This window comes from Pseudotabrizicola sp. (assembly GCF_030656345.1).
In the GTDB taxonomy this organism is placed as follows: domain Bacteria; phylum Pseudomonadota; class Alphaproteobacteria; order Rhodobacterales; family Rhodobacteraceae; genus Pseudotabrizicola.
In genome coordinates this window covers 187,728-212,215 of sequence record NZ_JAUSNR010000032.1, presented here as the reverse complement: position 1 = coordinate 212,215, position 24,488 = coordinate 187,728, and the positions used below count along the sequence as shown (strand labels likewise).

Annotated in this window: 22 protein-coding genes; 5 read left to right on the top strand and 17 right to left on the bottom strand. The window is 61.9% G+C overall.

Annotated features, from left to right (window positions below; all coding sequences use genetic code 11):
- The 11 genes from Q7J44_RS18840 to Q7J44_RS18790 form a co-directional block, all read right to left on the bottom strand.
- A partial coding sequence (locus tag Q7J44_RS18840) for a hypothetical protein (RefSeq protein ID WP_304882563.1) occupies positions 1-410 on the bottom strand: 410 nt, incomplete at its 3' end.
- Between the two features lie 373 nt (positions 411-783).
- On the bottom strand, positions 784-1,656 hold the full coding sequence (locus Q7J44_RS18835; RefSeq protein WP_304882561.1) for a VOC family protein: 873 nt from the start codon (positions 1,654-1,656) through the stop codon (positions 784-786).
- Positions 1,657-1,814: 158 nt separating this feature from the next.
- A complete protein-coding gene (gene arsB, locus Q7J44_RS18830) occupies positions 1,815-2,930 on the bottom strand; it encodes an ACR3 family arsenite efflux transporter (protein ID WP_304882559.1) in 1,116 nt (371 codons plus the stop codon).
- A gap of 2 nt (positions 2,931-2,932) precedes the next feature.
- Complete coding sequence (arsA, locus tag Q7J44_RS18825) at positions 2,933-4,699, bottom strand: arsenical pump-driving ATPase (protein WP_304882557.1); 1,767 nt, start codon at positions 4,697-4,699, stop codon at positions 2,933-2,935.
- A gap of 15 nt (positions 4,700-4,714) precedes the next feature.
- Positions 4,715-5,071 carry an arsenite efflux transporter metallochaperone ArsD gene (arsD, locus tag Q7J44_RS18820; RefSeq protein WP_304882589.1) on the bottom strand — a complete coding sequence of 119 codons (357 nt, stop codon included), beginning with the start codon at positions 5,069-5,071 and terminating at the stop codon, positions 4,715-4,717.
- A 71-nt stretch (positions 5,072-5,142) separates the two neighbouring features.
- Complete coding sequence (locus Q7J44_RS18815; RefSeq protein ID WP_304882555.1) at positions 5,143-5,496, bottom strand: helix-turn-helix transcriptional regulator; 354 nt, start codon at positions 5,494-5,496, stop codon at positions 5,143-5,145.
- A gap of 224 nt (positions 5,497-5,720) precedes the next feature.
- Positions 5,721-6,020, bottom strand: coding sequence for a chaperone modulator CbpM (locus Q7J44_RS18810; RefSeq protein WP_304882553.1), 300 nt, complete (start codon positions 6,018-6,020; stop codon positions 5,721-5,723).
- 3 nt (positions 6,021-6,023) lie between these two features.
- Positions 6,024-6,953 (bottom strand): DnaJ C-terminal domain-containing protein, encoded by a 930-nt coding sequence (locus Q7J44_RS18805; protein ID WP_304882551.1) that lies wholly within the window; start codon positions 6,951-6,953, stop codon positions 6,024-6,026.
- A gap of 66 nt (positions 6,954-7,019) precedes the next feature.
- A complete protein-coding gene (locus Q7J44_RS18800) occupies positions 7,020-7,256 on the bottom strand; it encodes a thioredoxin family protein (RefSeq protein WP_304882549.1) in 237 nt (78 codons plus the stop codon).
- A gap of 18 nt (positions 7,257-7,274) precedes the next feature.
- Positions 7,275-8,279: a permease gene (locus tag Q7J44_RS18795; RefSeq protein WP_304882547.1), complete on the bottom strand. Its 1,005-nt coding sequence runs from the start codon at positions 8,277-8,279 to the stop codon at positions 7,275-7,277.
- Positions 8,280-8,446: 167 nt separating this feature from the next.
- Positions 8,447-9,514 carry an ArsO family NAD(P)H-dependent flavin-containing monooxygenase gene (locus tag Q7J44_RS18790; RefSeq protein WP_304882546.1) on the bottom strand — a complete coding sequence of 356 codons (1,068 nt, stop codon included), beginning with the start codon at positions 9,512-9,514 and terminating at the stop codon, positions 8,447-8,449.
- Between the two features lie 363 nt (positions 9,515-9,877).
- On the opposite strand from Q7J44_RS18790, the gene Q7J44_RS18785 reads away from it, so the two are divergent.
- Entirely contained in the window at positions 9,878-10,615 is a 738-nt protein-coding gene (locus tag Q7J44_RS18785; RefSeq protein ID WP_304882544.1) for a serine protease, read from the top strand.
- Positions 10,616-10,641: 26 nt separating this feature from the next.
- On the opposite strand, the gene Q7J44_RS18780 is transcribed toward Q7J44_RS18785, so the two are convergent.
- From Q7J44_RS18780 to Q7J44_RS18765, 4 genes are all read right to left on the bottom strand, one after another.
- Positions 10,642-11,589, bottom strand: coding sequence for an FAD:protein FMN transferase (locus tag Q7J44_RS18780; protein ID WP_304882587.1), 948 nt, complete (start codon positions 11,587-11,589; stop codon positions 10,642-10,644).
- Positions 11,579-13,804: a PepSY domain-containing protein gene (locus Q7J44_RS18775; RefSeq protein WP_304882542.1), complete on the bottom strand. Its 2,226-nt coding sequence runs from the start codon at positions 13,802-13,804 to the stop codon at positions 11,579-11,581. The genes Q7J44_RS18780 and Q7J44_RS18775 overlap by 11 nt, the downstream gene beginning before the upstream one ends.
- 23 nt (positions 13,805-13,827) lie before the next feature.
- The gene (locus Q7J44_RS18770) at positions 13,828-14,298 is read right to left on the bottom strand and encodes a DUF2271 domain-containing protein (protein ID WP_304882585.1); all 471 of its coding nucleotides are present in this window, start codon (positions 14,296-14,298) and stop codon (positions 13,828-13,830) included.
- A gap of 114 nt (positions 14,299-14,412) precedes the next feature.
- The gene (locus Q7J44_RS18765) at positions 14,413-14,727 is read right to left on the bottom strand and encodes a PepSY domain-containing protein (protein ID WP_304882540.1); all 315 of its coding nucleotides are present in this window, start codon (positions 14,725-14,727) and stop codon (positions 14,413-14,415) included.
- A 137-nt stretch (positions 14,728-14,864) separates the two neighbouring features.
- Between Q7J44_RS18765 and Q7J44_RS18760 the strand changes: the two genes are divergently transcribed.
- Complete coding sequence (locus tag Q7J44_RS18760; protein ID WP_304882538.1) at positions 14,865-15,524, top strand: response regulator transcription factor; 660 nt, start codon at positions 14,865-14,867, stop codon at positions 15,522-15,524.
- The gene (locus tag Q7J44_RS18755) at positions 15,521-16,849 is read left to right on the top strand and encodes a HAMP domain-containing sensor histidine kinase (protein WP_304882536.1); all 1,329 of its coding nucleotides are present in this window, start codon (positions 15,521-15,523) and stop codon (positions 16,847-16,849) included. Before Q7J44_RS18760 ends, Q7J44_RS18755 begins: the two co-directional genes overlap by 4 nt.
- 86 nt (positions 16,850-16,935) lie before the next feature.
- Here the strand turns inward: Q7J44_RS18755 and pgm are convergent, their stop codons facing one another.
- Together pgm and Q7J44_RS18745 are read right to left on the bottom strand one after the other, a co-directional pair.
- The gene (gene pgm, locus Q7J44_RS18750) at positions 16,936-18,588 is read right to left on the bottom strand and encodes a phosphoglucomutase (alpha-D-glucose-1,6-bisphosphate-dependent) (protein WP_304882534.1); all 1,653 of its coding nucleotides are present in this window, start codon (positions 18,586-18,588) and stop codon (positions 16,936-16,938) included.
- Positions 18,589-18,636: 48 nt separating this feature from the next.
- Positions 18,637-21,027 (bottom strand): phosphoketolase, encoded by a 2,391-nt coding sequence (locus tag Q7J44_RS18745; protein WP_304882532.1) that lies wholly within the window; start codon positions 21,025-21,027, stop codon positions 18,637-18,639.
- A gap of 461 nt (positions 21,028-21,488) precedes the next feature.
- Here Q7J44_RS18745 and Q7J44_RS18740 point away from each other — a divergent pair, with 461 nt between their 5' ends.
- Positions 21,489-22,067 (top strand): BON domain-containing protein, encoded by a 579-nt coding sequence (locus tag Q7J44_RS18740; protein WP_304882530.1) that lies wholly within the window; start codon positions 21,489-21,491, stop codon positions 22,065-22,067.
- A gap of 194 nt (positions 22,068-22,261) precedes the next feature.
- Positions 22,262-24,358, top strand: a complete 2,097-nt coding sequence (locus Q7J44_RS18735) for a bifunctional diguanylate cyclase/phosphodiesterase (RefSeq protein ID WP_304882528.1) — start codon at positions 22,262-22,264, stop codon at positions 24,356-24,358.
- Positions 24,359-24,488 lie beyond the last annotated feature (130 nt).

Sequence of the window (24,488 nt, the reverse complement as noted above, 5' to 3'; positions counted from 1 at the left end):
AGGCCGAAAGCGTCGTCGGCGACATGGAAGTCGTAGCCGAAGAACACCCCCTTGGCACCGCCCGGATCATGCGCCGCGATGGCCGGCGAGCGCGACAAGACCCGCTCGCGATAGGCCGGCAGCGCCACCACCGACTCGATGGCGCGAATCACCGCGGCCATGCGCTGCAAGTGCGCCGGGGCAATAAACACCGGATGGGCGGCAAACAGATAGGGACAGCGCTGCTGCACCAGCTCGAACAGCCCCGGCTGGCCCAGGGTCGATTCCAGGGCATCGCGCAGCGCCGCGGCATCCAGGCTGATGCAGAAGCAGCGGCTGTTCAGCGTCTCGATCGAAACCCCGGCCAGGGCAGCAGCAGTCGAGATAGAGCGCGCGTCGTTTTCACACAGGGGCAGCAGCGGCTTGGTCATGGCAGCTCTCGGGACTGGAGGGTTCACAGAAGCCAGGGCGTTTTCTTTGCATAAGCTATCAACACAATCGCGGAGCATACGCCCGAGCCAAAGCATGCCGATACGTCGATCAATGCTCTGCAACCCGCCTGTTTCAGAGCCTCAGCCGTCGACCGACGACGGTCTGCGACCGGCTGAATCAATGCAAGACAACCCATCCCTGGGCCCCTGAAGAGTAAGCGGCACACTGCCCTGGCCAGGCGTCAATGGCATTGCCTCGACCAGTAACGGCATGCCCCAGACAGGACGCACCCGGAGAACGCCGGATGACTAAGGCCTCAGGAAAACCGCACCAGGGTTGAGAAACGCCCACAGGCGCAGAGGTATGACTCGACTATGGCCTTGGCGCCGTTCCCTCCACCAGAAACACCGGCGCTTCATCCTGCGGTTTCAGTGCAAGCTCGGCATCGCTGAGCCGGGCATAGACCTCGATCAGGGTACCGTCCGGGTCTTTCAACCACAGCTCATGCAGGGGCGTACCCTTCCAGGTGGTGCGTGGCGGTTTCTCGATATGGGCATCAGCGTTGATCGCCCGCGCATAGGCCTCGATTACAGCCTGGCGATCTGCTACGCCGATACCCAGGTGATAGAGAGTGTCGTGATGCAGGCTGTGGTCGTCGGCGACCAGCAGCACGAAGTTCAGGTTCAGGTCCGGCCGGATAAACGTGGCATAGCGGTGTGTCCACTCCTTGGGCCAAGTATTCAGTAGCCAGGCATAAAAACGCACGCTTTCAGGCAGATTATTGACTCGGATACTGCCGTGAAACTCCTTTGACTGCGGCCCTTCTGGCACGTTGAGCAGACCCGCCAATATCTCGATACGCACCTTGATCTGATCGCGCGCAGTGCGGAAGCGCGCCTGGATCTGTTCCTCGCTCAGTTCGGCATGTTCACCGGCCGGGTCGACGATGGGCCAATGCAGGCGCTTCACCTTGCCCGGCAGAATCGGGCAGACCTCTTCGGCGCAGAGGGTCACCACCAGGTCAATGCTGGCTGGGTCGATGGTGTCCACCGATTTCGATGTCTGTTGGCTGATATCGACGCCAGCATCCGCCATGGCGGCGATGGCATGGGGGTTGACCCGGGAGGGCTGTGAGCCGGCGCTCAGCACCTCGACACCTGAGCCCAGAAGCTGGCGTGCCAAGCCTTCGGCCATCTGGCTGCGGGATGAATTGGCGACACATAAAAACAGGATTCTGCTTATCACAACGCGCTCTCCGATTGCTTCAGGGAACCATCAACACCGGTCGCCCGGCGATTTCACTGGAGGCTTGCCGTGCAACAAGCGACCACTGCTGTAGCGCTGGCAGGCACGCGAGAATCGGCTGTTAGGCTGGCGACAGATCAAGCGCGATCAGTGCTTTCTCAAACATTGGTTTGTTCTCCTGGAGCAGGGACTGCCGAGGCGGTGGGCGTTATCTTCACGGCTTCCTTGGGAAACCAGCCCTGAGTGCGGTTGGCAAAGGCCACCAGCGACAGCATCACCGGCACTTCCACCAGCACCCCGACCACGGTGACCAGAGCGGCGCCGGAGTTGAGGCCGAACAAACCGATCGCCACCGCCACCGCCAGCTCGAAGAAGTTCGAGGTGCCGATCAGGGCGCAGGGCGCGGCCACATTAAAGGGCACCTTCCATAGCCGCGCCGCCGCGTAGGCGATGGCAAAAATGCCGTAGGACTGAATCAGCAAGGGCACGGCAATCAAGGCAATCAGCAGCGGCTTATCGAGAATGATCTGCCCTTGAAAACCGAACAGCAGCACCACAGTAGCCAGCAGGCCGAGCACCGACAGGGGTTTGACCCGCGCATTGAAGCGCGTAACCGCATGCTCCGCTTCGACGGCGCTGCGGGCGCCGGCACTGAGTTTCAGGCGGGTGAACACCCCGGCGATCAGCGGAATCAGCACGTAGAGCCCGACCGAGAGAATCAAGGTTGCCCAGGGCACCTCGATATCAGTAACCCCAAGCAGCAGGGCAACCAGCGGGGCGAAGGCGAAGATCATGATCACGTCATTCAGCGCCACCTGGGCCAGGGTGTAGGTGGCGTCGCCGCGGGTCAGTTGCGACCAGACGAAGACCATGGCGGTACAGGGCGCGGCACCGAGCAGGATCAAACCGGCGATGTATTGGCTGGCGTCAGTCGGGTCGATCAAGTCGATAAAGAAATAATGGAAGAACAACACACCCAGGCCGGCCATGGTGAACGGCTTGATCAGCCAATTGACCGTCAGGGTGATGATCAGCCCCTTGGGCCGTTCGTGAATACGCTTGAGGCTGGAGAAGTCCACCGACACCATCATCGGGTAGACCATCAGCCAGATCAGCACCGCGACGATGAAGTTGACCGAACCGTACTCAAGGCTGGCCATGCTCTGGAACAGCTGTGGAAACAGGCTGCCCAGGCCAATCCCGGCGGCGATACAGAGCGCCACCCAGACCGACAGGTAGCGCTCGAAAAAGCCAATCGGCTGTGTCGCACTCATACTCAAACCTCTTCTCTATGCGCCAGCGCGCGCAGGTTGCGGATGCCCACCGGCTCGTGCTTGAGCAGCGGCACCAGGGCATAACGGCGGGCGTGCAGATTGGCCACGGCAGCGATCTCGTGGCGCTCGTTGGCGGCGCGTTGCAGCAACAGTGGGGAACGGGTGGTGGCAGCGGCGATGCTGTTGTTGATGACCCAGGCCCAGGGTTCGATACCGGCACGGCGCAGGTCGTCCTGCAGGCTGGCCGCCTCCAGCACCGGGGTGGTTTCGGCCAGGGTCACCAGCAGCACCTTGGTCTGTCTGGGGTCCTGCAGCTGCATCATCGGCGTGGTGAAATGCACCCCTTTGTCGCCCATCTGCCGGGCGATATCGCGGTGGTAGGCGCCGGTGGCGTCGAGCAACAGCAAGGTGTGGCCGGTCGGTGCGGTATCCATCACCACGAACTGCTTGCCGCCTTCGCGGATGATCCGCGAGAAGGCCTGGAACACGGCGATTTCCTCGGTGCAGGGCGAGCGTAGATCTTCTTCGAGCATGGCTCGGCCCTGGGCGTCGAGCTTGGCGCCTTTGCTCTGCAGCACCTGCTGACGGTAGCGTTCGGTTTCTGCATGGGGATCGATGCGACTGACCCGCAGGTTGTCCAGGGCTTCGCTGAGGGTTTCGCTCAGATGCGCAGCCGGGTCCGAGGTGGTCAGGTGCACTGGCAGGCCACGCTGCGCAAGCTCGACCGCGACGGCCGCAGCCAGGGTGGTTTTACCCACCCCGCCCTTGCCCATCACCATGATCAGGCCATGGCCGTCGGCGGCGATTTCATCGACCATCGCCGCCAGCGTTGGCGCATCCAGCGCTGGTGCTTGTTGCAGATCCGCGGCGGCAATCGGCGGTGCGTCGTTATCGAGCAGGTGCTGCAACGCGTCGAGCCCCACCAGATTGAATGCCTTGAGCGCGATCTGGTCACGGGGCAGCGCCTGCAACACGCCAGGAATCGCCGCAATGACCGCCTGTTCGCGGGTGTAAATCGCCGCAGCCAGCTCATCCTCTGCCGCCTCGGCAGCGGGCAGCACGCCATTGATCACCAGGTACTGCTGGCGCAAGCCAATCGCGGCCAGTTCCTCATGGGTACGCGCAGCTTCGCGCAGGGTCGAGGCCTGTGCGCGGGCCACCAGTACCAGGCGAGTTCGCCGTGGGTCGGCCAGGGCTTCTACCGCGGCCTGGTACTGGCTGCGCTGCTTTTCCAGGCCGGCCAGTGGGCCGAGGCAGGAGGCATCGCCCTTGCCGTCTTCGAGAAAACCACTCCAGGCGCCGGGCAGTTGCAGCAGGCGAATGGTGTGCCCGGTGGGCGCGGTATCGAAGATGATGTGCTGGTAGTCCTGGGTCAACGCCGCATCGGTGAGCAGCGCGGTGAACTCGTCGAAGGCGGCAATTTCCGTAGTGCAGGCACCGGACAACTGCTCCTCGATGCTCTTCACCACGTCTTCGGGCAACACGCCGCGCACCGGACCGACGATGCGGTCGCGATACAGCTGGGCAGCCGCCTGCGGGTCGATTTCCAGTGCCGACAAGTTCGCCACCGCAGGGATGCGGGTGATCCGATTGCCGATGCTGACGCCGAATACCTGGCCAACATTGGAGGCTGGGTCGGTACTCACCAGCAGCACGGACTTACCTTCGGCAGCCAGGCGCACGGCAGTGGCGCAGGCAATCGAGGTTTTGCCCACCCCGCCCTTGCCGGTAAAAAACAGAAAGCGTGGTGGTTGATCGAGAAATTGCATGAGGCTCTCCTGAGCTCAGCAGCGGCTGCCAGGGCAGCAAGCAGTTTGCGGTTCGACTTCGGCAGACTCGCTAACGCCTATCCAGCGCGCCAGTTCGGAACGATTCGGGTAGCGCCCCTCCAGAGCTACTTCGCCGTCAAGCAGAATCAGCGGCAGCGCCTCCTGGCCAGAGCGTTGCAAGAAGGCCTTGACCGTGGCGTTCTCGGCAAACATCAGCGGCTGCTGGGCCAGATTGAAACGCTCGATCTGCGCGCCGTTCTGTTTGGCCCACGCCACGTCAGCCGAAAAACTGACCAGCGCCTGGTCGACATCGATGCCACACACGCCGGTGCTGCAACAGAGGGCAGGATCAAAAACCTCAATGGCCTTCACTTTAACTCTCCAACAATTATTGAAACGTTGTCGAATGAAATAGAGCACAGCGTCTCATGCTCAACGTTGACTCAGGTCAGCGGTGGCAGCACTGCAGGCGCGCAGCTGGACTGGGCACGCAGGCCGGCGCATTGCTCCGGGTTACCGGCGCAACACTCCTCGGTGAGGTAGGCGATCAGGTCCAGCATCAGCGGGATATTGGCGCGATAGCGCTGGAAACGACCTTCCTGCTGCACCGACAGCAACCCGGCCTGGGTCAGCGCCTTGAGGTGGAACGAAAGATTGGTCGGCGGCACATCCAGGGTCGCGGCTATCTCGCCGGCGACCAGACCTGCGCTGCCCTGCTTGACCAATAGCCGATACACATCCAGGCGCAGGCCGGATGAGAGGGATTCGAAGATGCTGGTGGCGGTTATCTTTTCCATGCTCCAACACTACAACTATTGTTGAAGTATTGGAATAAAGAATTAGCGCTCAAGATTGCCGTCGATACCACGCCCATGAACAACCTGCTCAGGCACTGCAGTCACTTACGCGATAACCTCCTGCTCGCCAGCAGGAACAATCAGCGAAGCCAAGCCGGCTCACAACCGATTCTGTGAGTCTTATTGCGCGAACTCACCCCTGCACTCGGAAAGCCCAGCCGCGGCTACTTGTCGTCGATGCCCGCGGCCCTGAGTCGGCCCTTGAGCCGCCCGACTTCCTCGATCAGATCCACCACCAGGGCAGCCAGTTCGGGGTTGGCATCGAAATCGCGCTCGATCGCCAGCAGGCGCTGGGCGCGCAGTAGTTCGGCGCTGCTGAAGCGCTGCGGCTGGGCGACTTCGCCGAGCAGCCCGGCCTCGACCCGCTCGACGATCCACAGCGCATCGACCGAGCAGGCCTGGGCCAGCTCATCGAGGTCAACCTCGTCCAATACAATACCGGTGACAATTTCAATGCGTGGCATGGCTCAGACTCCCATGGCTAGGCGCGGGTTGAAGGCCATCTCCCGCGCCATCATTTCATAGAGTTGCCGCGCCTTGTCGGTGTCGGCAGGCGGCAGCGCGATCTCCAGCAGCAGATACAGATCGCCCGCCGGCGCGCCGGGAATACCGCGGCCCTTGAGGCGCAACTTGCGGCCACTCTGCGAATTGGCGGGTATTTTCACCTGTACCTTGCCCGATGGGGTTGGCGCCTCGATGCTGGCGCCCAAGGCGGCCTCCCACGGGGTTACTGGCAGGGTCAGGTACACGTCACGGTCATCTACGCGGTAGTGCGGATCCGGCTTGAAATGCACCTCGAGGAACAAATCCCCCGCTGCGCTGCCGCCGCTGCCCGGGCTGCCCTGACCGGCCAAGCGGATCTGCTGGCCCTCCCTCACGCCCTTGGGGATCTGCACAGTGAGGCTGTGCTCCTGCACGCTCACGCGGCCTTGGGCATCGGCCCGTTCACCACGCAATGTGATGGTGCGTGGCGCACCCTCATAGGCATCACGCAGGTCGATGACGATCTTGGCGTGATGGTCCTGACCACGCCGTGGTCGTGGCCCGGCACGCCCGCCACGGCCTTGGCCAGACTGACCAAACAGGTTGGCAAAAAAGTCGCTGTACTCGCCCATGTCGGCGCCGGAAAAGCCAGAACCGCCATTCCAGTTCGGTGGTGGCTGGAACTCCTGACCATCGCGGTAGCGGCTGCCGAACTGATCGTAGGCGGCACGTTTTTCCAGGTCGCCGAGTACTGCGTAGGCCTCGTTGACGTCCTTCATGCGCAGCTCGGCATCCGCTTCCTTGCTCACGTCCGGATGATACTTGCGCGCCAGCTTGCGGTAGGACTTCTTGATCTCAGCCTCGCTGGCGCTCTTGTCCAGGCCGAGAACCTGATAGTAATCCTTGAATTCCAATGGGTCGCGCTCCTCTGCTGGTTGATGGCTAGCCCGTGCTGAATACGAACTACCTGGCAGTTTGCATCACTGGGCTTGCAGAAAGGCCGCTATCTCACCGGCATTCAGCACCTTACCGACCGACACCACCTTGTCGTCGATCGCCAGAGCGGGCGTCGACATGACCCCGAAGGCAGCGATTTCAGCAAAATCGGTGACCTTGAGCACCTCGGCCTGCAGACCTAGATTGCGCAATGCCTGATGCGTGTTTTCACTCAGGCTGACGCACTTCTTACAGCCACTACCGAGAATCTTGATAATCATGGCGATGCACCTTGCAGGTTAGATGAACAAATAGGCAAAGCTATTGAACAGATAGCCGATCAGGACGATGCCGACCAGGACGATGCCAAAAAACAGCGCCAGCAGCGGCCCCTTGACTACTTTCTTGAGCATGATCAGCGACGGCAACGACAGCGCCGTCACCGCCATCATGAAGGCCAGCGCAGTGCCGAGGCCAACGCCCTTGGCCACCAGCGCCTCGGCAATCGGCAGGGTGCCGAAGATATCGGCATACATGGGCACGCCGACCAGCGTGGCCAAGGGCACGGACCACCAGTTGGCATCGCCGATCAAGCTGCTGATCAGTTCTTGCGGAATCCAGTTGTGGATAGCGGCGCCGATGCCCACGCCAATCAGCACATACAGCCAGACACGGCTGAACACGTCGCACACTTGCTCCCAGGAGAATCGCAGGCGGTCACGCCGGGTCAGTTGCGTCGGCGGCAGGTCGAGAATCTTGCTGTGCAGCACGAACCCCTCGACATAACGCTCCATCCTGGCCTGACTGATCAGGCTGCCGCCGAGCACCGCCAGGACGATCCCGACCAGCACATAGGCGATGGCAATCGACCAATTGAAGATACTGGCCAGCAGGATTACCGACGCCAGGTCGACCAGAGGCGAAGAGATCAGGAAGGAAAAGGTCACCCCCAACGGCAAGCCCGAGCCGGTAAAGCCGATGAACAAGGGAATCGACGAGCACGAACAGAACGGCGTGATGGTGCCAAGCAGCGCGCCCATCAGGTTGCCGCGCACACCGCGCATGCGCCCCAGAATCAGCCGCGTACGTTCCGGCGGAAAATAGCTCTGCACCCAGGAGATGCTGAAGATCAGCACCGCGAGCAGGATGAAGATCTTGATCACGTCGTAGATGAAGAAATGCAGGCTGGCACCAACCCGGCTCAGCGTATCCAGGCCAAAACCCTCTTCCAGCAGCAGGCGTACCAGATAGGCCAGCCAGTCCATGCGCAGCAATTGATCGTTCAACCAGCCGAAAAACGCCATCAATAATCCTCTACTGCATTGCCTAACCCGCGACTGCAGCCATCACGGGATTGAACTGGGGCGACGCCACTCGCGACAACAGACAAGCACGGGATTATTCCTGGGATACCTGCATTCACCTTACTTGCACGGGTGCGCTGTAGCGACGGGGTAAGCCGCGCCCATGCTCATGGCTGCAAGGCCTCGACGATTTCTGCGGCGCTAGAGCGCGCGGTGCGGGTAACACCAATCAAGGTGGCCGAGGCTGCGCCCGTCCACTCGCCATAACCGACCAGCCAGAGCCGAGGCTCCTTGAGTGAACGAGTGCCCTCGACATCCACCGTACCTTGCTCATTGAGCACCTGCAGCGTGGCCAGATGAGCCAGTGCCGGACGAAAACCGGTGCACCAGATCACCGCATCCACCTGTGCCTGCGTACCGTCGGCCCAGACCACGCCAGTGGGGGTGAAACGGGTGAATGGCCGCACTGCCTTGAGCACGCCGCGCTCGCGCGCTTCGACCACTGGCGGCACCATCACCACATCACCCAGACCACCAACCGGCTGTTCAATAGTTCGCCCCTCCTGCAGGGCTTTCCAGCGCGCGGTGGCGCGCTCGAACAGCACCCGCCCATCGACTTCGTCTGGCAGAAACAGCGGCTCGCTCGGCGTCACCCAGGTGGCATTGGCGACCGTAGACACTTCCGCGAAAATCTGTGCCCCTGAATTGCCGCCACCGACCACCAGCACTGTCTTGCCGGCAAACGCCTGCGGCTCGACATAGTCGGCGGAATGCAGTTGTTCGCCAGCAAACAACTCGGCCCCCGGATACACCGGGATAAACGGGTTACGCCAGGTGCCGGTAGCACTGACCACCGCCCTGGCGTCCCAGTAACGCTCACCAGCCTGCACCCGCAGCCCGGTGCCCGTGCGCTGCACGGCATCGACCCAGACCGGGCGCTGCAGCGCAAATTGATAGCGCTGCTCATACTGACTGAGGTAATCGATCACATGCTCGCGGGTCGGATAACCCTGCGCCATCGGCGGCATCATCCAGCCGGGGATCGAGCTCCAGGTCGCCGGCGAAAACAGCCGCAGCGAATTCCAGGCATGACGCCAGGCACCACCTGGGGCCGGTTCACCATCGAGGATGACAAAGGACAGTTCGCTACGTCGCAGGAAATAGGCGACAGACAACGCCGCCTGACCACCGCCGATGATGACCACGTCGACTGCCTGGGTCTGCTGATCGAGCATAGAGATAGGGCCTTGTTGTATTCAGTACCGCAAAATATAACCGAACGGCTGCCAGCGATGATGATCCAGGGCAGTCCCGGCCGGGTTAACCGCCGGCGAGGCATTGCGCTTCCAGCGCCTGTTGCAGGCCTTACTCGATAGTTCAGTGGCGCGGCGTGCCAGCCAGGGCCGGATCAAGGAGCACAAGCCGGCACTGGGCTGTGATGGCATCGCCCATGCATAACTTGATAATGCGCCTATCAGGCATGCAAAGGGTGGCGTACGCTTGCCTCAGGACAGACACAGCCACCCGCTTCCCGCAGCCCCCAGAGCCCTCCAGCTAAGCGCCGCTGCAGCAGCCAACCCGGATAATCCAAGGACAGCATGATCATCGAACCTTTGCTGCTCACCGCAGCCCGCCTGTGCACCTTCAACGAGCAACAGCAGCTGACCAATGCCAGCAGCTTTTTCTTCGCCCGCGACGAGCGCCTGTTCCTGGTGACCAGCCGGCACGTGATGATCGACGCGCAAAATCAGCACTTCCCGGATCGCATCGAGATCGAACTGCATACCGACCCGGACAATCTCGCCCAGTCCATCGGCATTTCGATTCCGCTCTACCGCGACGGCGAAAGCCTGTGGCGCCAGGGCCTGGACACCACCGGGGAAATCGATGTGGCGATGATCGAACTGGATCGCGCCGCCTTGCCCCCAAACGCGCTCTACCGCGCCTTTACCCCTGAACACCTGTATGGTCCGACCGCCGAGGTCGAGGTCGGCACCTCCCTGCTGGTGGTCGGCTTCCCTCTGGGTTTCCACGACACGCTGCACCACATGCCGGTGGTACGCCAGGCGGTGATCGCCTCGTCGTTCGGCTTGCGTTTTCAGAGCAAAGGCTACTTTCTCAGCGATGCGCGCACCCACCGCGGCATCAGCGGCGCGCCCGTGGTCACGCGCGTCGCCGACACCCCGGAGAATGGCCTTGGCGATCTGCCATGGATGCTCCTGGGCGTGCACTCGGCGCGCCTCGATGTGGGCACTCGCGACCTGCAACTGGACGAAGCACTCGGGCTCAACTGCACCTGGTATGCCGACATCCTGATGACCCTTACCGAGAGCTGAGGGCCAACCGGTCATGGTCGCCGGAGTTACGCCTGCAGCTGTCCACCGACAATGGACAGCTGGCGAAAACCCTGATCACCGCGCACGACGAACAACGCATCCATACCGCGCGCCTTTGCCAGTGCAAGCCCGGCCACCTCACCCAGCACCAGCAATGCCGTCGCCCAGGCATCGGCGAGCATGCAGCTGGATGCCAGCACCGTTACCGCCGCCAGCTTGTTGCAGACAGGCGCGCCCAACGCGGGATGCATGCTGTGGGCATAGTGCTTACCGGCAATCTCGACCCAGTGCCGATAATCACCCGAGGTAGCGATGGCGACATCGCTGAGCTCCATCACGCCCATGACTTCGCGCACACCTCGCACTGGCTTCTCGACGGCAATCGCCCAGGGTTGCCCATCCGCTTTCAGGCCGCAGGCGCGCATTTCGCCATCGATCCCGACCAGGTAACGGCTAATGCCCCAGCCAGCAAGGCAGCGGGCCAGTTGGTCGACGCCAAAGCCTTTGGCGATGCCTGACAGATCCAGGGTGATCGCTGCGCGCTTACGCACACGGCGGTGCAGTTGATCGATCTCCAGCAGCTCTGCCGCTGACTGGCGCCGCCGCTGTGCCGGTAAATCGGTCGGTACTTGCCTGACGGGGCCAAAACCCCAGGTATTTACCAGGTCGCCGACGCCGATATCAAACGCGCCATTGGACTGGCGGCCGATGCGCAGCGCCATCGTCAGCACGCTGAGCAGTTCTTTCGGGATCTCCAGCCATTGCTGCTCGGGCGCGGCGTTCAGCCGACTCAGATCCGAGTCGGCTTTCCAGGTGGACATCTGCCGGTCCACCTGGTCAACAGCGGCGAACAGGCTGGCCGCGATAGCCACTTCATCCAACCCTGGCGCGGCGAAGAATAGGGCACTGTAGCGCGTGCCCATGGTTGCGCCGTTGAGGCTGTAGCGCTGCAACGCGGCAGTATCAGTAGACATCTTCACGGTATCGTCCCTGCGTTTTGAGCGTCAGCACATTGAGGTTGAGCGGCAGCAACACCTGATCCAGCGCCTGCATCACGCTCTTCGCCATCTCGCGGCTGCCACAGACCAGGATCTGCGCGCCTTTTGCAATCAGCTGGCGTATCTGCAAGGCATCGCCAATGATCCGATCCTGTACATAACTGCAGTCATTGACCCGTGAAAAAGCCGCATTCAGGCGGGTCAAGCGCCGATCTGCCAGGTAGTCGTTGAGTTCTGGCTCATAGAGAAAATCGGAAGCCGGATTGCGCCCGCCCCAGTACAGGTGCATCGGGTGCCTGGCGTGGTTATTGCGGATAAAGCCGGCCAAGGGCCCGATGCCTGTGCCCGCGCCAATCAGGATCACCGGGGCCTTACCCGAGGCCGGACGGAAATCCGGGTTGGGCTGGATAAAGGCGTCCATCCTGGCGCCGAGGGGCATGCCATGCAGAAACCCGGAACACAGGCCATTGGGGTGCTTGCGCACACAGATTTCCAGCACCCCGTCACGCGAACCACTGGCCAGCGAATAGAAGCGCGGCACAGGACTGCCCGGCGGCACGATGCCAAGCAGATCGCCGGCTTCGAAATGGCCAAGGGCATTAGCCCCGAGCCTGCGCTTCAGCCAGCCGACCTTACCCACCGGCGCTGCCGCCTTGAAGCGCAACACACTGGTAGGCGCCTGCACCTGTTCGCCATACTCAACCCGCTCCACCAACTGCCAGGACTGACAGCGCGGACGCACGGCCGTGTGCACCAGCGCCAGCTCCTGACCGAGCAACTGGCCGACTGCATGGCCCCAACGGGCAAACGCCTGAGTGGATTGACGGTCGATGGTCTCTAGCGCCAGCAACCGCGGCCAGCCCCGCTCAAGCAGAGCCGTTTCAGTCGCCTTGGCAAACGCACAGAACTGCGGGAATTGTCGATCGCCAAAGCCCAGCACGGCGAAACCTGTCCCGGGTCTGAGCGTAGTCTTGGCCAGCCGCGCCAGAAATTGCCGGGCCGAAGCCGGCGCATCGCCATCGCCATAGGTTGCCGTGAGGATAAACAGGCGCTGCGCGTGGCGGTATTCGCTCGCCAGCTGATTCATTGCCGCCGTGTGCACGCGCAGGCCAGCCTGGTGCAGGGCGTCGTGCAAGGTTTTCGCAAAACCCCAGGTGCTGTTGCTTTCACTGCCGACCAGAATCACCGTATCGGCCAATTGCGCGCCGCAGTTATTGGCCAGCCGCGGCATGGCCTGGCGGCGTAGCCACCAGAGCCGCGCGCCGGTAACGCTCAGCAGGGGCACGCTCAGCGCACATACGCCCAACAGCAGACCGAGCCACCAAAGGCCTTCCCCGGTGTGCAACTGGTAGATCAACTCATAGGTGCGACGCGCGGTGTCATGCGCCTGGTAAGACAGCAGCGCACCACTGGCCTGATCGACATAGCCATCGCCCTGGGCGGTACGCAACGAATAGACATCGCTGGAATCGTTTGGATTGGGGTACACCAGTTCGCGCAGGTCATTCAAATCGGTAGCCCGCAGCGCCGCCAGGCTTGCCACCGAAGCAGCAGGACCCGCGTCCACTGCTTGCGGAAAGTCGGGTTCACGCTGCATGCCATCGGCAATCAGGCCGAAGGTCGCCGCCGACATATAGATCCCGCTCAGCGCAGACAGCAGCAGACCCAACACCGCCAGGCGGCCAACTTCAGCATGCCAGCGCTGGCTGAAGCCGCCATGCAATGGGCGCAGCATCAGGCGCCAGCCACCCAGGCGCTTGGCCAGCAAGGCGGCCCCGGTGATCGACAGCAGCAGCATGAGCAGCGCGGCAACACCGGAGACCGCACGCCCCGGGGTATCGAGCAACAACGAGCGATGCAGCTCCTTCATCCAGGGCAAGAAATCCGCCGGGGCATAGGCGCCAATACCTTGCCCGGTGCGCGGGTCAATGCGTACTGCACCGGCCTGGCCGTGCTCGCTGTAATAAACGATGAGCGTGCCGGAAGGTCTGCGCTGCAGTTGCTCGGCGCCCGGATAGTGCTGCGCCACCCGCCCTGCCAACTCGGCGACGCTGATCTGGCCGGCAGCTGGCACGCTGGCGGCGAGCCGATCCAGCGCCGGACTGATCGACAGCACTGCACCGCTGAGCGCCAGCAACATGACCAGCAGAGCGGCAAACAGGCCGGGCAGTGAATGAAGCTGGCGTAGCATGGTGTGCCTCCTCTGGACGTGGATTACAGGTCGTAGCTGAAGGACTCGATATAGCCGCTGCCGCTGGCTGGCTGGCCGGCACCCTGGCTGGTCAGCGGCACTTTGATCTCAGCGCCGTTATCGCGCTTGTCCTCGACCGCACTGTCCACGCGTATTTCATATCCGGCATCGATCAGCGCATCGGCCAGCTCAACCGTTACTGTCAGGGTCTGCCCACTGCCAACACTGGCACCGGTGACGCCGTCGAACTCACTGGCGCTCAAACCGCTGCCACGCGCCCAATCGCGCAGATGCTTGTAATACTTGGCCTTCTTGCCAGCGACCCAGAGCGTGCTCTGGTACTGGCCATCTGCATCGGTGAGGTAGAACGCCAGGTAGGCATCGTTACCTCGATAACTTTTCAGCTCGGTGGTCAAGGTCACTTCGCGGGCCAGGGCAACGCCTGGCAGCACAATGGCGCCGGCCAGACAAACAGCGGCGGCAATCTTTTTCATGGCAAAGGGTTTCATCGTGTATCTCCGGCTCAATGGTTATGGCCCTACCCTAGCGCCGAGAGCTGACAGCACGCTGAATGCGCTGCCGCAAGTTGCGTAGGCGGGACACTGGGTTTACTGAGTGCTCTGCAGGTATTCGGCGGCATCGCCGTCGGGCCTGAAGTCAACTTCCAGGGTGCGAATCGACAACGAGGCGGGGGCGAATTTGGCCTCGAAGCGGTTACCCCAGCGATCGATCCCACGGACTTCGTAGCAGCCGTCGTCGACCTTGATCCGTTGCACGGTCCAGCCGTACTGCGCGACCTGCTGGCGCAGTACCTCGCGCGGCTGCCAGTCGGCTACCGGCTCTACACAATCGTCGCTGGCCAGCACGTTGCCGCTCACCAGCGCACCGAGTAGCGCGACACTTACAAAAAACGCAGCGTTCATGATGTTTCCTCCTGCCTGGGCATGTGTGGCTTACCCTAGCGCGGCTTTCTGACGGCAACCTGAAGGGCCGCCCTTCAGGTTGCCTTCAGGTACAACCGTTAATCTGCAGCCCAGCCACTGAGCACAAGAGGTGTGACATGCGGGTATTGCTGGTCGAGGATTCGCCAGGGTTGGGCGACGCTGTACGCGAACAGATAGTCGATGACGGCCATGCGGTGGATTGGGTGCAACGGCTCGCGCATGCCGAAGCGAGCGTACGCTCGACCGCCTACGACCTGATCTTGCTCGACCTGATGCTGCCAGACGGGCGTGGTCTGGACTTTCTGCGCCAGCGCCGCAGCGCGGGCGATGCCACCCCGGTGATCATCCTCACCGCCCGCGATCAGATCTCCGACAGGATCGCCGGCTTGAATGCCGGGGCCGACGATTACCTGGTCAAGCCCTTCGACCTGTTCGAACTGTCCGCGCGAGTCGCCGCAGTGGCGCGTCGCTACAGTGGCAACCCCAACCCGCAGGTGCAGCTGGGCGAACTGCACATCGACCTGACTGCGCGCAGCGTTGCGCGCGCCGGCATGGGCGTGGATCTGACGGCGCGCGAGTGGGCCTTGCTCGAAGCCTTTATCCAGCGTCCCGGCGCCCTGCTGTCGAGATCGCAGCTTGAAGAACGCCTATACGCGTTCGGCGCCGAAATCGAGAGCAATACCATCGAGGTGTACATCAGCCGCCTGCGCAAGAAACTGGGCCGCGAGCTGATCGAAACCGTGCGCGGCATGGGCTATCGGCTGGGGGCGAAATGAACGCTGGCGCCAGTTTGCAAAAACGCCTGGGGCTGGGTCTGACCCTGGGTATTACCCTGCTCTGGCTGATCGCCACGGCCATCGCCGGCATGGTTGTGCAGCATGAGCTGGGTGAAGCCTTCGACAGTGCCCTGGAGGAAACCGCGCAGCGGATTCTGCCTTTGGCCGTCCTCGAGATTGTCAGTCGTGAGGAGCCTGACGCGCTGCAGCATATTGCCTCGCTGCAAGCACACAACGAGTACCTGACTTACCTGGTGCGCGATAACCACGGCACTACCCTACTGCAATCCCATGATGCCGACCCGGCACTGTTCAATGCGCAGCCGCGCGAGGGCTTTTCCACGACCGCCACGCACCGCCTTTATGCTGCCAGCGCGCTGCGCGAAACTGTATTCATCGAGGTCGCCGAGCCACTGGCGCATCGCCGCGAGGCAGCCTGGGAAACATCCTTGGCACTGCTGCTGCCGTTGCTGCTGTTGATTCCGCTCAGCCTGCTCGGCACCTGGCTATGGGTGCGCCTGAGCCTGCGCAGTGTGCTGGCCTATCGGCACGCCATCGAGACCCGTGGGGCCGGTGATTTGTCGCCGATCAAAGCGGCGCAGTTACCCGCCGAGATCAACCCGCTGGCGGACGCCGTCAACCACCTGATGGAGCGACTGCGCCGAGCGCTGGAGGCCGAGCGCAGCTTTACCGCCAACAGCGCCCATGAATTGCGCACTCCGCTGGCGGCGACCCTGGCTCAGGTGCAACGCCTGCGCCGCGAAGCCCCCGAAGGTCCGCTGCAAGAACGAGCCGCGCAGGTCGAGGCGTCACTGCGCGAGCTGACACGACTTTCAGAAAAACTCATGCAACTGGCCAAGGCCGAAGGCGCTGGCCTGTTGTCCGAGACGCCGCAAGACCTGCTGCCGTTGCTCGCCCATGTTGTCGATGACCTGCGCCGCACCGCCGGCATGCGTCTGCAGCTGCAGTTGCCGAGCACCGAGGCGGTGCGCGTGACAATCGATCCGGACGCCTTTGCCATTCTGCTGCGCAACCTGATCGAGAACGCCATGAAACATGGCGCAAGCGCTCAGGCTATCGAGGTGAGTCTGTCCAGCACCGCCCTGCTACAGGTGGTGAATGCAGGCCCGGTGGTTCCCCCGGCGCTGCTGGCGCAACTGAGTGGCCGTTTTGTGCGCGGCAACAGCCAGGCGCAAGGATCGGGACTTGGCCTGGCGATTACCAAGACTATCGCCCAGGGGGTGGGCGCCAGCCTGCTGTTTGCTTCGCCGGCACCCGGAAAACCCGACGGGTTTGCCGTGAGCGTGCAGTTTTTACCTGCTTGAGCGCTGGCGCGACCCCATCTCTGCGGCCGCGCCAGCAGCGGACGCTAGGGGGCGATCGCAGTAGGCGAGCGTTTTTTCACACGCGCTCAATCCTTGCTCAGCGCCACATCGACGATCTGCTGCGCCTCGCCAAGAATCCGCTGCAGGTGCGCCTGGTCGCGGTAGCTCTCGGCGTAGATCTTGTAGATGTCCTCGGTGCCCGAAGGTCGGGCGGCGAACCAGCCGCCGTCGCTGATCACCTTGATCCCGCCAATCGCCGCACCATTGCCCGGCGCCTTGTCCAGCACCTGAGTGATCGCATCGCCAGCCAGTTGGGTGCTGCGCACCTGCTCCGGCGAGAGTTGGCTCAGGGCTTTTTTCTGCACCGGGGTGGCCGGCGCATCGACGCGGTCGGCCACTATCGCGCCGAATTCCTCGGTCAGGCCGCGGTACAGTTCACCGGGATCGCGAGCACAGTTGGCAGTCATTTCCGCCGCCAGCAAAGCCAGCGCCATGCCGTCCTTGTCGGTGGTCCAGACCCGACCATCGCGGCGCAGGAAGGTGGCGCCGGCGCTTTCCTCACCGGCAAAACCCAGCGAGCCGTCGAACAGCCCGCCGGCAAACCACTTGAAGCCCACCGGCACTTCCTGCATGGGTCGGCCCAGACGGGCGCTGACCCGATCGATCATGGCACTGCTGACCAGGGTCTTGCCTACCGCTGCGGTAGCGCTCCACTGCGGACGATGCTGAAACAGGTAATCGATGGCCACGCTGAGAAAGTGGTTGGCCGGCAGCAAGCCGACACTCGGCGCGACTATGCCGTGGCGGTCATAATCGGTGTCGCAGGCAAAGGCGATGTCGTAGCCATCCTTGAGCCCGATCAGCCGTTGCATGGCATGGCTCGATGAGGGGTCCATGCGGATCTGGCCGTCCCAGTCCAGGCTCATGAAGGCGAACTGCGGGTCTATCACCTGACTGACCACCTGCAGGTCGATGGCGTACTGCTCGGCGATGCGCGACCAGTAATGCACGCCCGCGCCGCCCAGCGGATCGACGCCTATACGCAGGCCGGCAGCACGAATCACCGAAAAATCGATCACGCTACCGAGGTCGCCGACATAGGCCGCCAGGTAATCGTATTCATGCGTGCTGGCCGCCTGACGCGCCAGGGCCAGCGGCATGCGCTTGACCGCCTTGAGGCCGCCCTCGAGCAAGGCATTGGCGCGGTTCTGCACCCAGTTGGTGATGTCACTGTCGGCAGGGCCGCCATTGCACGGGTTGTATTTGAAACCGCCGCTGTCCGGCGGGTTGTGTGATGGGGTGATCACGATGCCGTCGGCCAGGCCCGTGCTACGACCCTGGTTATGCACCAGAATGGCATGAGAGATCGCCGGGGTCGGGGTGAATTCGCCGCCAGCGGAGATCATGGTCTGCACACCATTGGCGGCCAACACTTCCAGCGCCGTGTCGAGCGCCGGCTGCGACAGCGCGTGGGTGTCCGCGCCGATAAACAACGGGCCATCGATGCCCTGCGCGCTGCGGTAATCGCAAATCGCCTGGCTGATGGCGAGTACGTGGCACTGGTTGAAACTGGCGGCCAGCGAACTGCCGCGATGCCCCGACGTGCCGAAGGCCACGCGCTGCGCCGCCACACTGGGGTCAGGCTGCAGGTCGAAATAAGCGGCCAGCAGTTGCTCAATATCGACCAGCATGTCTGCTGGTGCCGGCTTGCCGGCCAAAGGATGAATACGTGAACTCAAAATAATCTCCCTGAATAATGTGTACAGGCTGTCAGGCTCTGTTGCCGCTCACTGCGCCTTGCCCAGCCAGCGCCACTGGCGAATCTCCGGCAGATCTTCGCCGTGTTCCTCGATATACCGGCGATGCTGCAGCAACTTGGCATCGACAAATTGCCGGGCTGCAGCGGCCTGTTCAGCCAGTTGCGGCAAGCGTGCGACCACCTCGGCAAACAGGTGAAAACGATCCAGCTGGTTGAGCACCACCATGTCGAACGGTGTGGTGGTCGTGCCTTCCTCATTGAAGCCGCGTACATGCAGGTTGGCGTGATTGTGCCGGCGGTAGGTCAGGCGGTGGATCAGCGTTGGGTAGCCATGATAGGCAAAGATGATCGGTTTATCCGTGGTGAACAGCGCATCGAAGTCGGCGTCGGGCAAGCCATGCGGGTGTTCGCTGGCCGGCTGCAGGCGCATCAGGTCGACCACGTTGATCAGCCGCACCTTGAGCGCGGGGAAATGCTCCCAGAGCAACTGCACCGCCGCCAAGGCTTCCAGGGTCGGCACATCGCCGGCGCAGGCCAGCACCACATCCGGTTCGCCACCCTGTTCATTACTGGCCCACGACCACACGCCGATGCCGGCACGGCAATGGGCGATGGCGGCGTCCATGTCCAGCCACTGCGCCTCGGGCTGCTTGCCGGCGACCACCACGTTGACGTAGTTGCGGCTGCGCAAACAATGGTCGGTGACCGACAGCAGGCAATTGGCATCGGCCGGCAGGTAGACCCGCACGATCTCGGCCTTCTTGTTCAGCACATGGTCGATAAAGCCCGGATCCTGGTGGCTGGAGCCGTTGTGATCCTGGCGCCAGACGTGGGACGACAGCAGGTAGTTGAGCGAGGCGATCGGCTGGCGCCAGGCAATTTGATTGGCGCTTTTCAGCCACTTGGCATGCTGATTGAACATCGAATCGACGATATGGATAAAGGCTTCATAGCAGGAGAAAAAGCCGTGGCGCCCGCTCAGCAGATAGCCTTCCAGCCAACCCTGACACTGGTGCTCGCTGAGCATCTCCATCACCCGCCCGGTAGGCGCAAGCTTGTCGTCGTAGTCGAACTGCTCGGCCATCCAGGTGCGCGGGCTGACGTCGAGCACATCCTGCCAACGGTTGGAGTTGTTCTCGTCGGGACTGAACAGGCGGAAATTGTTACTGGCCAGATTGAGCCGCATCACATCGCGCAAGAAACGCCCCATCACCCGCGTGGCCTCGGCCTTGACCGCGCCCGGTTGCTCCAGGGCCACGGCATAGTCGCGCATGTCCGGCAGCTGCAATTCACGCAATAACACACCGCCATTAGCGTGCGGGTTGGCGCCCATACGCAATTTGCCCTGGGGCGCCAACTCGGCCAGTTCGGCCAACAGCTTGCCGTTTTCATCGAACAGCTGCTCAGGGCGATAGCTGCGCATCCAGGTTTCGAGAACCTGCACATGCCCCGGTTTGCTCATCTCACCCATTGGCACCTGGTGCGCGCGAAAGGTGCCTTCGACCGTCTGCCCATCGACCTCCGCCGGGCCGGTCCAGCCTTTCGGTGAACGCAGAATGATCATCGGCCAGCGTGGCCGCGTGCTCACGCCATTGACCCGCGCCTCATGCTGAATGCGTTGGATGTCGGCCAGTGCAGCGTCCATGGTGGCCGCCATCAACTGGTGCATGCTCGCGGGGTCGTCACCTTCGACGAAATACGGCGCATAGCCGTAGCCGTAGAACAGCGCATACAGCTCGTCATGCGGGATCCGCGCAAGGATGGCCGGACTGGCGATCTTGTAGCCGTTCAAATGCAGAATCGGCAGCACCGCGCCATCCTGCGCCGGGTTGAGAAACTTGTTGGAATGCCAACTGGTGGCCAGCGCGCCGGTTTCCGCCTCGCCATCGCCGACCACGCACGCGACCAGCAGATCCGGGTTATCGAAGGCCGCACCGAAGGCGTGGGACAGCGAATAACCCAGCTCGCCGCCTTCATGCAGCGAACCCGGGGTTTCCGCGGCCACATGGCTGGGAATCCCGCCCGGGAAGGAGAACTGCTTGAACAGCCGCTGCATGCCCTGCTCGTCCTGGGAGATGTGCGGGTACACCTCGCTGTAGCTGCCCTCCAGGTAGGTATTGGCCACCAGCGCCGGGCCACCGTGCCCAGGCCCGGCGACATACAGCACGTTCAGCTCGTGCTGCTTGATTAGCCGATTGAGGTGCACATAGATGAAGTTCAAGCCCGGCGTGGTGCCCCAGTGACCGAGCAAGCGTGGCTTGACGTGCTCGAGAGTCAGCGGCTGCTTGAGCAGCGGATTGGCATACAGATAGATTTGCCCGACCGCCAGGTAATTGCTGGCGGCCCAGTAGGCATCGAGTTTGCGCAGCTGCTCGGGCGAAAGTGGCGCGGGGTTGAGCGGAGTCTGTTGGCTGAGCATGACGACTGATCCTTGGCGAGTTGCAGAGCGCACACAAGACCTGGGTTCGGCCTCCGGCGAGAGCGTTGTCAGTTGGCGGCGTTTGCTCGCCAGGCCTTGGCGGGCGCGGTGCTCGCCGGATAATGGCGACGCGCGCTGCCAGGCGACTGACAATTAATGGTAACCCAGTCTGCTGCCAGGTTTGGAAGTTGTCTGTCCGCGGCCACCGTTTGAGCCAAACCTGACAGCACCATTACGCATGAGAACGAGCGCAGCGCGCACTGCAGAATTTTCTCGCCTACGGCCCCCATAAGTGCGCTAGCGAACGGACGCCATTTTCATTCTTTCTCATTCTTGCGCCACCGCATCAATCAATGCGCTTTCCTGACCACTGAACGCCTGGAGCGTCAGGGGGTTTACGGAACAACGACCCTGCTCCCCGCTGCGTCAAGCTTCGAGGCCGCTTCACTGTGGAGAACAGCATGCCCACCTATACGCGCACGTCAGCATTCACATCGGCGATCACGATTGCTGTAGCGGCCATGAGCAGCGTAGTCAGCGCAGACACATCGTCGCAGCAAATCATCGATGCGCGGCGCGAGACTCAAGTGTGGCGGGCCTATGCGCAAAGCCAATATTTGCGCGCCAACACCCTCGAAGTGAGCGTACTCAACGGCAAAGCCACGCTCACCGGCAGGGTCGAAGGGCAGCTCAATAAATACCTGGCCAAGCTCATCGCACTGGGCGTCGAGGGCGTGGTCGAAGTGGATAACCAGATCGTTGTGCACACTGCCCCCTCATTGCTAAAGCCGTCTAACCGCCCGGAAAAACCGGCATATATCGCTGATCAAGCGCCGAGCGGTAGCTGGACTGCCAATCTCGACAAGTCGTCTTTCTCCACATCCCATGCAGCAGCCGATTCCGGACTGCCGGACAACCGCGATAACAACGACTGGTCAAGCGCTGACACGGATAACCCCGAGCAACGGACCCCAGCTTTTGGCCGTGCGCAAGACAGAGAGGCAGCCCGCGACAATAATCGGGAAGGATTCAAGTTTTAACTCGATGACCGCCCGTGCACCCTGCACCGGCTCAATGCAAGCAACTATTTGTACCGACCTTAGGCGTGTTCAATCAGCGATTGCGCTGCGCTGTCGCGCGGCATGCTGGAGGCTGGAGGCGTGCGGGGCCGCTCCTGCAAGGACCCGTGCAACACAATGGGTTATTTTCAGTTCGACTAGAGTGAATGTGCAACATGCCCCATCGAGTACTGATTATTACCGCGGCCGCCGAGGATGCCGCAATCCTGCAGAGCGTGCTGAATAAAGCCAAGGACGGCCCATTCATCCTCGAGTGGCAGCAAAGCCTGGCCGCCGCCCTGGCGAGCCTGCGGACCGGCCGCATCGATGCGATCCTGACCGACTTGTCGCTACCCGATAGTCAAGGCATTGAGACCTTCGATCAACTGTTCGCCTGCGCCCCACAGACGCCGATCATGACGCTGAGCGAGGCCGATGATGAAGAACTGGCCATCGAAGCCGTAGAGCGAGGCGCGCAGGGTTATCTGTCCAAAGGCCACTTTGGCAGCTACCTGGTGCCCCAATCACTGCGCAACATCATTCAGCGCAAAGCGGTTGAGGAAAGTGTTTTTCTGGAAAAGGCACGGGCCGAAATCACCCTCAATTCGATCAGCGATGCGGTTATCGGCACCAATATGGAGGGCAATGTCGACTACCTGAATGTGGCCGCAGAAACGCTCACTGGATGGTCGCGCGAAGACGCCCGCGGGCGCCCCATCGCCGAGGTGATGCAGGTCATCAGCAGTACGACACGCGAGCCGCTGGTAAACCCGATCGAATCGGTACTGCGGCACAATGAAGCCAAGCTCCTGGCGGCGGGAGCGATACTGATCAGCCGTCATGGCAGCGAGGCTGTGATCGAAGACTCCGCCGCACCGATTCACGACTCCAGCGGGCAGATCAGGGGCGCAGTGATCGTGTTTCATGACACTACCGCCGCCCAAGCCATGACCATCAAGATGGCCCACCTGGCGCAACACGATTTCTTGACCAACCTGCCCAACCGCGTACTGCTCAACGACCGTATTGCACAAGCGATCAGCTTGGCCGAGCGTCAGGGCACGACCCTGGCCGTACTGTTCCTCGACCTGGACAACTTCAAGCACATTAATGATTCACTCGGCCACGCCGTTGGCGATCAATTGCTGCAATCTGTCACTCGCAGCTTGAGTAAGTGCGTGCGCAACTCCGACACGGTAAGCCGCCAGGGCGGTGATGAGTTTGTGGTGCTGCTTAGCGAAGCACATGACGCACAGGACTCGGCCCTGACTGCGGAAAAAATTCTCGCCGCGCTGACCAGACCCCATGTCATTGGCCAACATGAGCTGCATATCACCACCAGCATCGGTATCAGCATCTACCCGGCCGATGGCCGGGACGCGGAAACCCTGATCAAAAATGCCGACACTGCGATGTACCAAGCCAAGGACAGGGGGCGTAATAACTACCAGTTCTTCACCCAAGACATGAATGTGCGGGCGGTCGAGCGACAGCTCATCGAAAGCCATTTGCACCATGCCCTGGAACGACAGCAATTCGTCCTGCACTACCAACCCAAAATCAATCTGAGCAGCGGTGCCATTACCGGTGCCGAGGCACTGTTGCGCTGGCAGCATCCGCAATGGGGCCTGGTATCACCCGCCCGGTTTATCTCGATTGCAGAGGATTGTGGGTTGATCGTACCAATAGGGCGCTGGGTGTTGCGCGAGGCATGCACGCAAGCAAAGCGCTGGCAATCCGCGGGCGCAGGACCGACCACGGTTGCAGTCAACATCTCTGCCCAGGAATTTCGCCATCGGGACTTCATCGCGGGGGTTCGCACCATCTTGAGCGAAAGCGGATTGGCGCCCGGCATCCTGCAACTGGAAGTGGCCGAGAGCGTGTTGATGCGCGATGCCAAGGCCAGTATCGAAATCCTCCACCAGCTCAAGGACATGGGCATCCAGCTGGCAGTGGACGGCTTTGGCACCGGTTTCTCCAGCCTGAGTTACCTGAACCGATTCCCGCTTGATACGCTCAAAATCGATCAGTCGTTTGTCCAGGAAATCGACGGTACGGATGGCACCGGCATCATTGTCAGCGCAGTGATCGCCATGGGTTCCAGTCTCAATCACCGGGTAATCGCTGAAGGTGTGGAGCAACAGTCGCAACTGGCATTTCTGCAAGAACAGTTATGCGAGGAAGGACAAGGCTACTTTTTCAGCCGGCCGCTGCAGGTAGAACAATTCGTTGCCCTGCTGCAAACGGGTATCTGCCCAACAACCTATAAGTAATGCCCTTCAACTCGCTACAGGCGAGGCTGCGTGGCAACTCCCGCCGCGGCAGACTTGCAAGCAGTTGGTTAACGCCAGGAATCCAACTTAAGCGCCCGGCAGCGCAATACAATCGCCAAACGACAGAATG

Bases quoted from the DNA above. Each gene is read 5' to 3' on its own strand.
- Q7J44_RS18765 (WP_304882540.1), bottom strand. From the start codon at position 14,727: ATGAACGCTGCGTTTTTTGTAAGTGTCGCGCTACTCGGTGCGCTGGTG.
- Q7J44_RS18795 (WP_304882547.1), bottom strand. From the start codon at position 8,279: ATGGCGTTTTTCGGCTGGTTGAACGATCAATTGCTGCGCATGGACTGG.
- Q7J44_RS18815 (WP_304882555.1), bottom strand. From the start codon at position 5,496: ATGGAAAAGATAACCGCCACCAGCATCTTCGAATCCCTCTCATCCGGC.
- Q7J44_RS18740 (WP_304882530.1), top strand. From the start codon at position 21,489: ATGCCCACCTATACGCGCACGTCAGCATTCACATCGGCGATCACGATT.
- Q7J44_RS18760 (WP_304882538.1), top strand. From the start codon at position 14,865: ATGCGGGTATTGCTGGTCGAGGATTCGCCAGGGTTGGGCGACGCTGTA.
- arsA (WP_304882557.1), bottom strand. From the start codon at position 4,699: ATGCAATTTCTCGATCAACCACCACGCTTTCTGTTTTTTACCGGCAAG.
- Q7J44_RS18790 (WP_304882546.1), bottom strand. From the start codon at position 9,514: ATGCTCGATCAGCAGACCCAGGCAGTCGACGTGGTCATCATCGGCGGT.
- Q7J44_RS18785 (WP_304882544.1), top strand. From the start codon at position 9,878: ATGATCATCGAACCTTTGCTGCTCACCGCAGCCCGCCTGTGCACCTTC.
- Q7J44_RS18775 (WP_304882542.1), bottom strand. From the start codon at position 13,804: ATGCTACGCCAGCTTCATTCACTGCCCGGCCTGTTTGCCGCTCTGCTG.
- Q7J44_RS18800 (WP_304882549.1), bottom strand. From the start codon at position 7,256: ATGATTATCAAGATTCTCGGTAGTGGCTGTAAGAAGTGCGTCAGCCTG.
- Q7J44_RS18770 (WP_304882585.1), bottom strand. From the start codon at position 14,298: ATGAAAAAGATTGCCGCCGCTGTTTGTCTGGCCGGCGCCATTGTGCTG.
- Q7J44_RS18810 (WP_304882553.1), bottom strand. From the start codon at position 6,020: ATGCCACGCATTGAAATTGTCACCGGTATTGTATTGGACGAGGTTGAC.
- arsB (WP_304882559.1), bottom strand. From the start codon at position 2,930: ATGAGTGCGACACAGCCGATTGGCTTTTTCGAGCGCTACCTGTCGGTC.
- Q7J44_RS18755 (WP_304882536.1), top strand. From the start codon at position 15,521: ATGAACGCTGGCGCCAGTTTGCAAAAACGCCTGGGGCTGGGTCTGACC.
- Q7J44_RS18735 (WP_304882528.1), top strand. From the start codon at position 22,262: ATGCCCCATCGAGTACTGATTATTACCGCGGCCGCCGAGGATGCCGCA.
- Q7J44_RS18780 (WP_304882587.1), bottom strand. From the start codon at position 11,589: ATGTCTACTGATACTGCCGCGTTGCAGCGCTACAGCCTCAACGGCGCA.
- Q7J44_RS18745 (WP_304882532.1), bottom strand. From the start codon at position 21,027: ATGCTCAGCCAACAGACTCCGCTCAACCCCGCGCCACTTTCGCCCGAG.